Origin of the sequence: Streptococcus sp. HMSC068F04, from assembly GCF_001837455.1 — a bacterium.
Lineage (GTDB): Bacteria > Bacillota > Bacilli > Lactobacillales > Streptococcaceae > Streptococcus > Streptococcus salivarius_D.
Genome location: NZ_KV832466.1, coordinates 4,556 through 15,630, shown reverse-complemented (window position 1 = coordinate 15,630; position 11,075 = coordinate 4,556). Strand labels below are relative to the sequence as shown.

Annotated in this window: 12 protein-coding genes; 8 read left to right on the top strand and 4 right to left on the bottom strand. The window is 36.4% G+C overall.

The window, feature by feature from the left end; all coding sequences use genetic code 11:
* The first annotated feature begins 884 nt into the window (after positions 1-884).
* The 8 genes from wecB to HMPREF2571_RS02605 all read left to right on the top strand — a co-directional run bounded on the left by wecB (position 885) and on the right by HMPREF2571_RS02605 (position 8,424).
* Positions 885-2,036: a non-hydrolyzing UDP-N-acetylglucosamine 2-epimerase gene (wecB, locus tag HMPREF2571_RS02640; protein ID WP_013990691.1), complete on the top strand. Its 1,152-nt coding sequence runs from the start codon at positions 885-887 to the stop codon at positions 2,034-2,036.
* 2 nt (positions 2,037-2,038) lie between these two features.
* Positions 2,039-2,827, top strand: coding sequence for a hypothetical protein (locus tag HMPREF2571_RS02635; protein WP_013990690.1), 789 nt, complete (start codon positions 2,039-2,041; stop codon positions 2,825-2,827).
* 144 nt (positions 2,828-2,971) lie between these two features.
* Positions 2,972-4,282: a glycosyltransferase family 2 protein gene (locus HMPREF2571_RS02630; protein ID WP_014633211.1), complete on the top strand. Its 1,311-nt coding sequence runs from the start codon at positions 2,972-2,974 to the stop codon at positions 4,280-4,282.
* Between the two features lie 8 nt (positions 4,283-4,290).
* Positions 4,291-5,394 (top strand): family 8 glycosyl hydrolase, encoded by a 1,104-nt coding sequence (locus HMPREF2571_RS02625; protein ID WP_013990687.1) that lies wholly within the window; start codon positions 4,291-4,293, stop codon positions 5,392-5,394.
* A 321-nt stretch (positions 5,395-5,715) separates the two neighbouring features.
* Complete coding sequence (locus HMPREF2571_RS02620; protein WP_013990686.1) at positions 5,716-5,952, top strand: DUF1146 family protein; 237 nt, start codon at positions 5,716-5,718, stop codon at positions 5,950-5,952.
* Between the two features lie 67 nt (positions 5,953-6,019).
* Complete coding sequence (gene murA / locus HMPREF2571_RS02615; protein WP_013990685.1) at positions 6,020-7,291, top strand: UDP-N-acetylglucosamine 1-carboxyvinyltransferase; 1,272 nt, start codon at positions 6,020-6,022, stop codon at positions 7,289-7,291.
* 1 nt (position 7,292) lies between these two features.
* Positions 7,293-7,481, top strand: coding sequence for a DNA-directed RNA polymerase subunit beta (locus HMPREF2571_RS02610; protein ID WP_070847135.1), 189 nt, complete (start codon positions 7,293-7,295; stop codon positions 7,479-7,481).
* Between the two features lie 61 nt (positions 7,482-7,542).
* Entirely contained in the window at positions 7,543-8,424 is an 882-nt protein-coding gene (locus HMPREF2571_RS02605) for a DNA/RNA non-specific endonuclease (protein ID WP_013990683.1), read from the top strand.
* A gap of 78 nt (positions 8,425-8,502) precedes the next feature.
* Here HMPREF2571_RS02605 and HMPREF2571_RS02600 read toward each other — a convergent pair whose 3' ends face one another.
* The 4 genes from HMPREF2571_RS02600 to HMPREF2571_RS02585 all read right to left on the bottom strand — a co-directional run.
* A complete protein-coding gene (locus HMPREF2571_RS02600; protein ID WP_002886253.1) occupies positions 8,503-9,153 on the bottom strand; it encodes an amino acid ABC transporter permease in 651 nt (216 codons plus the stop codon).
* Between the two features lie 11 nt (positions 9,154-9,164).
* Complete coding sequence (locus HMPREF2571_RS02595) at positions 9,165-9,863, bottom strand: amino acid ABC transporter permease (protein WP_002886251.1); 699 nt, start codon at positions 9,861-9,863, stop codon at positions 9,165-9,167.
* Between the two features lie 17 nt (positions 9,864-9,880).
* Entirely contained in the window at positions 9,881-10,714 is an 834-nt protein-coding gene (locus HMPREF2571_RS02590; RefSeq protein WP_013990682.1) for a transporter substrate-binding domain-containing protein, read from the bottom strand.
* Positions 10,715-10,723: 9 nt separating this feature from the next.
* Positions 10,724-11,075: ATP-binding cassette domain-containing protein (locus tag HMPREF2571_RS02585; RefSeq protein WP_141760056.1), on the bottom strand; the 352-nt coding region annotated here is incomplete at its 5' end.

Genomic DNA, 11,075 nt, shown 5'->3' with positions numbered 1-11,075 from the left:
AACCACCCGTTAGACGGGTGGTTATGATTATTTGTCTAACTTTTTTCGGGAGCGGGGAGTATAGAGAACGAGTGGTTTTGACTATATACCAAGTAGGTTGATGGATAAATGTTTGATTAATTGAAAATTTAGTAAGATATATAAATACCTCTTAAATATATATTAAGTAGGAATAGTTAATTAGAGATACCTTTTAAAATAATTACAAAATAATTAAAATAATAAAAAATTGAAAAAGGTTGAAAAAAAAAAATAACATGCTATAATTATACCATCTATATGAATATGAAACATTGGTACTAGTAATTTGGAGCAGCCTTGTTAGTCATCTTTAATCCCTTTGGGGAAGGGGGTTAAATGCAACTTATCTGTGTTTATTGCTACATGATGTTGGATAGGTATGTCATTCCGATGTTTCAGTTTATAAGATAGGGATAGAGCGTAAGTAAAGGGGACGCTCTTTAAAATGGGGAGAAGTTATTATGAAATATATAAGTTAGCAATACTGCTGGATTCAAAAGCACTTTTATTAGCAAAGCGTTTTTTGTCCTGCAGTTTTTTTATTTATCAAATAGTCTATTTTTTAAATTGGGAAGTAAAGATTAAAATGGTTTCTAATATTACTATCTTTTGATGCTTTACATTTAGGATTCTTTTGTCTTAATTTCTTGATTTTATTAGTTATGATTGTCTTTTATTGAGACTTTTTTTCTTTATCTACTTTACATAACTTACTTAAGAAGACCAATGATAAGAGTATACCCTTTAGTGCTTTTTTTAAAAGATAAATAGTTTTATCTATTTTGTTTGGAAAAATAAAGTGTTTATGTAAAGTTTTATATGTCAATATTATATTGATTTTGTATAGGTTATAGGGGGATTTAATGGGAAAATTAAATATTATGGTTGTCTTTGGAACGAGGCCAGAGGCAATAAAAATGGCGCCGTTAATTCTTGAGTTGAAAAAACATCAAGAAACTATTAATACTATTACAGTGGTGACAGCACAACATCGTCAGATGCTTGATCAAGTTTTGGATACTTTTGAAATAGTTCCTGATTATGATTTGGATATCATGGGGAAAAATCAATCGCTTCAGGAAATTACTTCTAAAATTTTGTCTAAATTTGATCCTGTTGTAAGAAAAGAAAAACCTGATTTGGTTTTAGTTCATGGTGATACAACAACAACTTTTGCTGCCGGCTTAGTTGCATTTTACAATAAAGTAAGTATCGGCCATGTTGAGGCTGGACTTAGAACATACGATAAATATTCACCATATCCAGAGGAAATGAACCGTCAGATGACTGATAGCTTTTCTGATTTATATTTTGCACCTACTCAAGAAAGTAAGGCTAATTTATTGTCAGAAAATCATAAAAAAGAGGCTATTTATGTCACTGGTAATACAGCGATAGATGCCCTAAAACTAACAGTTAAAGATAATTATTATCATGAAGTTCTAGATAAAATTGATGATAGAAGAAAGATTATTTTAGTAACGATGCACCGTAGAGAAAATCAAGGTGAGCCAATGCATCGAGTATTCAAAACTCTTCGACTAATGGTTGATAACCATCCTGAGATTGAAGTAGTTTATCCTGTTCATTTGAGTCCCTCTGTACAAGCAGTAGCGAAAGAAGTTTTGGGTGACCATGATAGAATTCATCTAATTGCTCCTTTGGATGTTTTTGATTTCCATAATTTAGCATCTAGAAGTTATTTTATTATGTCGGATTCAGGTGGCGTTCAAGAAGAAGCTCCCTCACTTGGAAAGCCTGTCTTAGTATTACGAGATACAACGGAACGTCCAGAAGGTGTTAAAGCTGGGACACTGAAACTTGTCGGGACAGATACAAAAAAAGTGAAAGAAGCAATGGAGTCGCTTTTAACAGATGAAGCTCTATATAAAGAAATGTCTGAAGCTCCCAATCCTTATGGTGATGGAAAAGCAGCTGAAAGAATAGTTCAAGCTATTAAAGTGTACTTTAATTTAGCAGATTCTGTTTCAGAGTTCCATGAAGGGGGAGATTAGGTGTGAAAAAAGATAAAAAAGTCTGGTATTGGATTTTATTTTTGATTTTCTTTGAAGCTTTATTGTTTTCTTATTGTTATCAATTCAATCCTGAGTACTTTATGTTTGAGTCTATCCTTCTGGTTCTAGGTATTGGTGCAGTATGTTTTTTATCTGAACTTCTGATTACCTGGATGATAATTTTAAGTTTTGCTTTAAGTATTTTTATTTTGGTTAGTGGTGTTGTCTATATATCACTTCAAGATACTTTAGTACTTATTTTTAGTTTTCCTTTGTTGCTTGGAATTTTATCAAAGATTAAGTCTTATTTTTATAAATATATTTCTTCTGTTCAAATTGAGGAAAGAAAAGCTAGAAAATCTTATCAAGCAGTATTAAAAGAAATTAAATTGAATGAGAATAAATTTATTAATGCACTTTTGATTCATTACTCTCATGAAGAACAGTTTTTTGAATTGGATCCTCGAGAATATAATCATTTGATTACTAGTATTTATCTTAAAATTTCAAAACAATTGAATCGTTTTGAGCAAATTTTTTATGTTGCTGATGGAAGTTTCTTAATTTTATCAAAAAATGATTCAAGAAACTTAAATGATTTTTATAAAAATAGTCTTGAAAGACAGTTAAAAGGGATAACATTCGATTGGGGAAATAATCATCAAAGTATTCAATTTCAGACAGGATTTCTTGAAATTAATAAGAATAATTTAAAAAAATTTGATGATTATAGTGAGTTAATTAGCAATTTAAACCGTCAACTAGAGACGGATATAATTGTTGAATATTAGGGGGAAAAATTATGACCATTACTAATTTGTTTTTTGTATTTGCTTTATCTATTAGTCTTCTTTTTGTTATTACTTTCATAGTTTTATTTATCCAGTATACAATTATCTATGAACGTGTTTCCCATAATTTCAAGGCGGTGGAACATGGTTAGTCAATTTTTAATGATTTTTACGCTAGTATCAATTTGGATTTCTTTAATTTGGGGAGTAGTTATCCTAGTTTCTGGTGTTCATTTTTGGCTAAAGCATAGTGATTTTAAAGTAGATAAGAAAGCATTGCCTTATTATCCAAAGGTTACTATTGTCGTTCCAGCACATAATGAAGATGTCGTTATTGCACAGACTGCCAAAGCTATATTAAATTTGAATTATCCACATGACAAAGTTGAGTTACTTTTATTTGCGGACAATTGTTCAGATAGTACTTATGAAGAGTGTTTATCTGTTCAGGCATTACCAGAATATGAAGGTCGTAATATCACAATTATTAACCGCAAAGGAACTGGTGGAAAAGCGGGCGTTCTTAATGATGCGCTCAAGATGGCAGAAGGTGATTATATTTGTATTTATGATGCGGATGCCATGCCTGAAAAGAATGCACTTTACTTTTTAGTTAAGGAAGTTTTAAAAGATCCAGAAAGAAGAGTAGCTGCTTTTGGACGGAATAAAACAAGAAATGCAAAACAAAATTTCTTAACACGTTGTATAAATCAAGAAATTGTCGTAACGCAACGTGTACACCATGTTGGAATGTGGCATTTGTTTAAAATAGGTCGTATTCCAGGTACTAATTTTATTATTCAAACTGATTTTGTAAAAAGTATTGGTGGTTGGAGAAATGGTGCTTTAACAGAAGATACAGATATTTCCTTCAAGATTATGCAAAGCGGTAAATTAATTGCATTGGCATATAATTCCGAGGCGTTTCAACAAGAACCTGAGACCCTTAAAAGTTACTATATGCAACGAAAACGTTGGGCCAAAGGTAATTACGAAGTTGTTTTATCAAATTTTAAACACTTGTTCGGTAAAGGAAATTGGCGAGTAAAACTAGAAGTTGCTAATTACTCTTGTATTTTCTTCTGGTTTAATGGAGCGATTGTCTTATCAGATTTAATTTTCTTTGCCAATGTTTTAGCTATTATTTTACATCCTTTCTTTCCTACTATACAAATTCCGTTTGCATTTGATGCAAGTAATATATACATAGCTCAATTGATGTTATTTAATTGGCTATTAATGATTGGTTTGTATTTATTACAAATCAATGTTGCGTTAGCATCGCAATTCGGACAAGCGACAAGTAAGCAAGTTTGGCTAGCGATTCTCTCTTATTTTAGTTACGCACAGTTGTTCATTATTGTTTCTTTAGATTCGTTGTGGTCTATTATCATGGATAAAGTTCTTCATCGTGAAGGAACAACATGGGTTAAAACTAAACGTTTTGCAGAATAGGAGTGTATATGAAAATAAAATACTTTAAATATTTTTGGTTTATAGTAACCCTAGGTCTATTTGTTTTTTTGATGTTTTCAGTAAGAATTAAAACCAAGACAGATATTCGTAATAGGATTTACCAACAGTGGGAGAGACACTTCGTAGTAAAAGATGGTAATGAAGCTTATATCAAAACTACAAATGATAAAGATAAGGACATTGTACTCTCGGAGTCCCAAAGTTACGGGATGCTAATAACTGTTAGAGCGGCTCAGAAAGGTCTAGCGAGTCAACAAGATTTTGAAAGACTCTACAAATATTATTTATCTCATCGTATTGAAGGAAGTCAATTGATGTCTTGGGAACAAATTGTTCAAAAGAGTTCTAAAAATGTTGACGAACACAATGCAACGGACGGAGATCTTTATATTGCTTATGCTTTAATTGAAGCCTCAAAACAGTGGCCAAGTCAGAAAGACGAGTATCAAACGCAGTCTAAGGCTATCTTGCAGGATATTCTCAAATATAATTATAATGAAAATACTGGAATCTTAACTGTTGGGAACTGGGCAAACAGAGATTCAAAGTATTATAATCTAATGAGAACATCTGATGCTTTACCAAAGCAATTCCAATCATTTTATGAAGTTACTAAAGATAAAAAATGGTTGAGTATTAGCGATAAGATGTTAAGCAGTCTGGAAACAATTAGTTCTCAAACAGAAACCGGATTAATTCCAGATTTTATCTGGGTTGACCAATCGGGAGTTCGTAATGTTAAGCCTCATACTATCTCCTCCCAGTTTGACTCTACTTATTCTTATAACGCTTGTCGTCTTCCATACAATCTTACACAAAGTAACGATGAAAAGAGTCAGAGAGTCCTCAGTAAGCTATTGGATTTCTTCATGACACAGAAGAATATTTTTTCTAATTATAATTTAGATGGTAATTTTTTAGATGACCATCAGGCTGCATGTTTTAAAGCACCAATTGCTCTTGCAGCTGATAAAGATTCAGGATATTTGAAATTGGTTCAGCAAAATAAAATTGTTTTTATGCAGAACCTACCAGTAAATAATTATTATGATTCTGCAATTATTACTTTGGTTACCATGGAATTTTTTTAAATTATCATTATAGTATTTAGTTTGAATAGAAGAATACTTTAAGTAAATTTGAAGGTATACTATTGAGCTATTAATATGAGATGGTGATTGTATTCTTTTTCAGTATTTAAGAACGTTAATTGATAAAAGTCTTTTAAATAGCTAGAGTATTAAGAAAAATTACAAAGTAGTTATTAATCACGAATAACTTAGAAACTTCCCTAAAGCTGTTCTCTAGAAACAGATATTAAGGGAAGTTTTTTGATTGTATATGATAAATGTTTAGAACTGTCTCACCCTCTTTTTATGTTTTAGCTTAGCTTTCTATGGTATAATAGTACCATGACTATTATTAATCAATTCGTCACTTTGGCGAGTCACCTTGTATTTATAGGATTGAGCTACCAAATGCTGATTAGCCTCTTTGATTGGGCGAAGATTATCAAAAATCCAATTGAAAATACTGGAAAATTGAAACTCTTTTTGCTCTTTATCAGTATTGCCTTAGGCTATCTTATCAGCTCCTTTGTTCTGTCGGTTTTAGCTTTTGGACAGAATATGGCTAGCTCGATTTCTTAAATTAGTGATTTTAAAAGACTTTTGATATAATACAAAAAGATGAAAATGACCCTTGAAAGGAATCCTTATGGATAAAATTATTGTGCAGGGTGGCAACACTCGATTAAGTGGTGAGGTTGTCATTGAAGGTGCTAAAAACGCTGTCCTTCCTTTGTTGGCGGCGACTATCTTGGCCTCGGAAGGTCAAACAACCTTAACTAATGTTCCAATCTTGTCAGATGTTTACACGATGAATAATGTTGTTCGTGGTTTAGATATTGCTGTAGACTTTGACGAGGAAAACAATACCGTTGTCGTTGATGCTAGTGGAGAAATTCTCGATCAAGCACCATATGAGTATGTTAGCAAGATGCGTGCGTCAATCGTAGTTCTTGGACCTATTCTTGCTCGTAATGGTCATGCTAAGGTCTCAATGCCTGGCGGTTGTACGATTGGTAGTCGTCCAATCGACCTCCACCTCAAAGGTTTAGAAGCAATGGGTGCTAAAATTACCCAAGTTGGTGGTGACATTACTGCGACAGCAGAAAACCTTAAAGGTGCAACTATTTATATGGACTTCCCATCTGTTGGTGCCACTCAAAACCTTATGATGGCAGCAACTTTGGCTGATGGTGTTACAACCATTGAAAATGCTGCGCGTGAACCAGAAATTGTTGACTTGGCCCTTCTTCTTAACGAGATGGGAGCAGACGTTAAAGGTGCTGGAACTGAAACACTCGTGATTAAAGGTGTTAAAGCTCTCCATGGTACTAAACATGCAGTTGTTCAGGACCGTATTGAAGCAGGTACCTTTATGGTAGCAGCGGCCATGACTTCTGGAGATGTCCTCATCAAAGATGCTATCTGGGAACATAACCGTCCTTTGATTTCAAAATTATTGGAAATGGGTGTCGATGTTAAGGAAGAAGAAGGCGGCATTCGTGTTAAATCTGATGTTTCTCAATTGAAACCAGTAACCGTTAAAACTCTACCTCACCCAGGTTTCCCAACTGACATGCAGGCTCAATTTACAGCACTTATGGCAGTGGTAAACGGGGAATCAACCATGATTGAAACTGTTTTTGAGAATCGCTTCCAACACTTGGAAGAAATGCGTCGTATGGGACTTCATTCAGAAATCCTTCGTGATACGGCTATGATTCACGGTGGTTTGCCACTTCAAGGTGCTCAAGTTATGTCTACTGACCTTCGAGCTTCGGCAGCACTTATTCTTACAGGAATGGTAGCTGAAGGAACAACGACTGTTGGTAAATTGACACACTTGGATCGTGGTTACTATCAATTCCATGAGAAACTAGCTAAACTAGGAGCAAATATTTCACGTGTAAGTGAGGCTTAGTATGGAAACAGGTAAAGGCTATGTTTTTCGTCAATTATTACTTGTTTTAAGTGTGTGTATGATTGGCCTTGCTTTTCTAGCTATCGGTTTGATGGTTGGCTATGCTGTTTTAGGAGAGGGCAAGGATCCGATAAGCATCTTAAAACCAGAAACTTGGCAGGCAATTGTTGCTAAATTTACAGGAAAATAAAAGGGAGTGGGAAGTAATCCCGCTCCTTTAGTCATGACATTCATATAAAAGAAAGAGAACAATGGCAAAAAGAAAGACATCTTTAACAAATAAACAGAAACGTCAACTAGTCTCGTTACTAATAGCGGTCTTGATTGCAGTGTTAGGTTACATTGGAACGAGCAATAAGCTCTCACCTAACAATCCAATCAAGCAGGTAGCTAGTCTAGTCTCGGGAAAATCCAATAACTCCGCCAAATCAAACGGCTCAACAAGTGGGCAGTCTACGCCACAAGAGCAGCTCGCTGAGACGGTGATGACGAGCTCCGTCAAGAGTCAACTAGGAAACGCCATAGAATGGAATGGTGCTGGTGCCTATATTGTTAACGGTAATAAGACCAATCTTAATGCTAAGGTATCTAGTCAACCCTATGCAAATAACCAAGTCAAAACAGTTCAAGGACAAACGGTTCCTACAGTAGCTAATGCCTTGTTAAGTAAAGCGACCAGACAGTACAAAAATCGTCAAGAAACGGGGAATGGCTCAACTTCTTGGACACCAGCTGGATGGCATCAAGTTCACAATCTTTCAGGAGAGTATAGTCATGCCGTAGACCGAGGTCATTTGTTAGGTTATGCTCTAGTAGGTGGTCTCAAAGGATTTGATGCCTCAACTTCAAATCCAGAGAATATTGCTGTTCAAACTGCTTGGGCTAACCAAGCTAATAGCGAAACTTCCACAGGCCAAAATTATTATGAAAGCCTGGTACGAAAAGCTCAGGATAAAAACAAACGTGTCCGTTATCGCGTTACCCTCATTTATGAAGGAGATAACCTGATTCCATCAGGATCACATCTTGAAGCCAAGTCAGCAGATGGCTCGCTTGAGTTCAACGTCTTCGTTCCAAATGTACAACAGGGAATTACCCTAGATTATTATTCAGGTAAAGTAACGGTGAATTAACGAAACAAACGACTCCAATAGGAGTCGTTTTTAGTATCCAGAAAAACAAGAAACCCACCCGTAGGTGAGTTTTTTGTTTTATTCACTAGCTTGCTCCCATTGTTTAGAGAGGTAGCGAGAGTAGCTAGAAATAGCAAAGTTAACCACGAAATAAGCTAAAGCCACAATTCCGTATAAGGTAAAGATTTGGCTAGGTTCGTAGTAACCACCCATCAAAATCTGACTCTTACCAAACAATTCTTGTAAGGCGATAACAGAGTAAAGGAAAGAAGTATCCTTGATAACTGTTACGAATTGAGAAATGATAGATGGTAACATCTTACGAATAGCTTGTGGGAAGATGATGTAAATAAAAATTTGTTTGTTGTTAAATCCTTGAGACAAGCCGGCTTCCGTTTGGCCATGGTCGATAGAGTTCAGTCCCCCACGAATGATTTCCGCCAAGGCAGCAGAGGTAAAGACCGTGAAAGAGGTAATCCCTGCAGCAGTTGACTTGAGTTGGAAGACCAAGAAAATGATGAAAATCCAAAGCAAGTTAGGAACGTTACGGACGAACTCAACGTAGATAGAAGCTATCCAACGAAGGATAGGATTCTTTCCGTTACGCATCACCGCCAGAATTGTTCCGAACAGGGTAGATAGCACGATGATGAAGAAAGACAAGTAAAGGGTCGTCCACATCCCTTGTGCCAAGAATTTAAGGTTAGTAGCTGATAAAACTTCTGACATAGTGGATCTCCTTAGTAAGCTTTCTTATTCTCTTCTTCTTTACGACGTGCCCAAGTAGCAAGAGGGAAACACATAATAAAGTAGAGGAAGGCAGCCCCAGCAAAGGCCGGCACATAGTTAGTGGTATCATAAGCCCAGGCCTTAGCAGTGAACATGATATCTGCCCCAGAGATAATGGCAACTGTTGAAGTATTCTTAATCAAGTTAACCACTTGGTTGGTCAATGGTGGCAAGATAGTACGCACAGCTTGAGGCAAGATGATGATACGCATGGTATCAGCGTAGGTGAATCCTTGAGACAAAGCCGCTTCGGTTTGGCCTTTAGGAACCGCCTCGATACCTGTACGAATAATTTCAGAGATATAGGCTCCTGTGTAGACCCCCACACAAAGGATAGCTGTCAATGAAATTGGGATCATGACATGGCCATCAGTCAAGATTGAAATCCCATAGAAGACAACCACGAATTGCACAAGCAAGGGTGTGTTCTGGAAGATTTCGACATAAACACGTGAAATGCCACGAAGGACCTTGTTGTGAGTAGAGCTCATAGCCCCAAAGATAAGCCCAAGAAGAAGGGCAACAATCAAGGCACCAATCGAAATACCAAGAGTGTAAAAGAAACCTTTGGCAAACTGCCCAAAGTTAGCGAAGAAAGCAGCCCAACGTTCAAGAGCGAAAGGACTAGCCGTTTCAGTTAAAAGATACATAAATTCAGGACTCCTTTCTATTTATCTTCAGCCTTAGCTGGTTTCAAGTGATACTTATCGTAGAGTTTTTGAAGGCTACCATCTTTTTGCCATTTAGCAATCAAATCGTTGGTATAATCAATCAACTCTTGGTTAGACTTGCTTGAGGCAATACCGTATTCTTGTGTTTTGAAACCTTCATCAAGGATCTTGGTTTTATCACTTTCGTAACCTGACAAGATTGATTTATCACCAGCAAAAGCGTCAATACGGTAAGCATAGAGTGATACGGCTAACTCAGGATAAGATCCGAGTTGAACGTAGTCAAACTTAAGGTTATTAGCTGAAGCGTACTCTTCAACAGCAGCTTTGGCAGATGACCCTTGAGACACTCCAATAGTTTTACCGTTTAGGTCAGAAAGTTTCTTATAGCCAGATTTGGTTTGAACGAGGAAACCGATCTGGTCGTAGTAGTAAGGAGTTGACATGGCATATGAAGCCTTACGCTCATCTGTAATGGTATAAGTAGCGATAAGCATGTCAATAGTCCCGTTGTCCATAAGGGCTTCACGAGTTTGTGGGGTAACCGCTGTAAAATTCACCTTAACCTTAAGTTCTTTGGCGATTTTCTTAGCGAGGTCAATTTCTATACCTTGATAGGTATTAGTTTTGGCTGAGTAGTAACCAAAGTTTGGGACATCCTGTTTGACACCAACGTTTAGAGTCCCTTTTTTGACAATTTTTTGAATTGCAGCACTATTGAGTAGTTTACTGCTTTCATCTGCCTGACTACTTTTAGTGTTCCAGAGGAGAACTGCTACAAAAGCTATAACAGAGATAGCTAAAATGCGACTAAGTTTCTTGATTAACATAAGTCCTCCTTAGGCGTCCACTTGGACACGATCAGAGTTGTGGTCGATAATCTTAGAAAGGAATTGAACCGCACGGGGTTCAGTTGGATTGTCGAAGAAACCATCCACATCCGTAGTATCTACAAGAACTTGACCTTCGGCCATGAAAATAATACGGTCAGCCACACTACGGGCAAAGCCCATTTCGTGGGTTACGACAACCATGTTCATGCCACCTTTGGCAAGGTTTTGCATAACCGCAAGCACATCACCAATAGTCTCTGGGTCAAGGGCTGACGTTGGTTCATCAAAGAGCAAGAGTTCAGGATTCATGGCAAGACCACGGGCAATTGCGATACGTTGTTTTTGTCCACCAGAAAGC

Coding starts and splice junctions, on each gene's coding strand:
- wecB (WP_013990691.1), top strand. CDS start 885: ATGGGAAAATTAAATATTATGGTTGTCTTTGGAACGAGGCCAGAGGCA.
- HMPREF2571_RS02630 (WP_014633211.1), top strand. CDS start 2,972: ATGGTTAGTCAATTTTTAATGATTTTTACGCTAGTATCAATTTGGATT.
- HMPREF2571_RS02625 (WP_013990687.1), top strand. CDS start 4,291: ATGAAAATAAAATACTTTAAATATTTTTGGTTTATAGTAACCCTAGGT.
- HMPREF2571_RS02620 (WP_013990686.1), top strand. CDS start 5,716: ATGACTATTATTAATCAATTCGTCACTTTGGCGAGTCACCTTGTATTT.
- murA (WP_013990685.1), top strand. CDS start 6,020: ATGGATAAAATTATTGTGCAGGGTGGCAACACTCGATTAAGTGGTGAG.
- HMPREF2571_RS02610 (WP_070847135.1), top strand. CDS start 7,293: ATGGAAACAGGTAAAGGCTATGTTTTTCGTCAATTATTACTTGTTTTA.
- HMPREF2571_RS02605 (WP_013990683.1), top strand. CDS start 7,543: ATGGCAAAAAGAAAGACATCTTTAACAAATAAACAGAAACGTCAACTA.
- HMPREF2571_RS02600 (WP_002886253.1), bottom strand. CDS start 9,153: ATGTCAGAAGTTTTATCAGCTACTAACCTTAAATTCTTGGCACAAGGG.
- HMPREF2571_RS02595 (WP_002886251.1), bottom strand. CDS start 9,863: ATGTATCTTTTAACTGAAACGGCTAGTCCTTTCGCTCTTGAACGTTGG.
- HMPREF2571_RS02590 (WP_013990682.1), bottom strand. CDS start 10,714: ATGTTAATCAAGAAACTTAGTCGCATTTTAGCTATCTCTGTTATAGCT.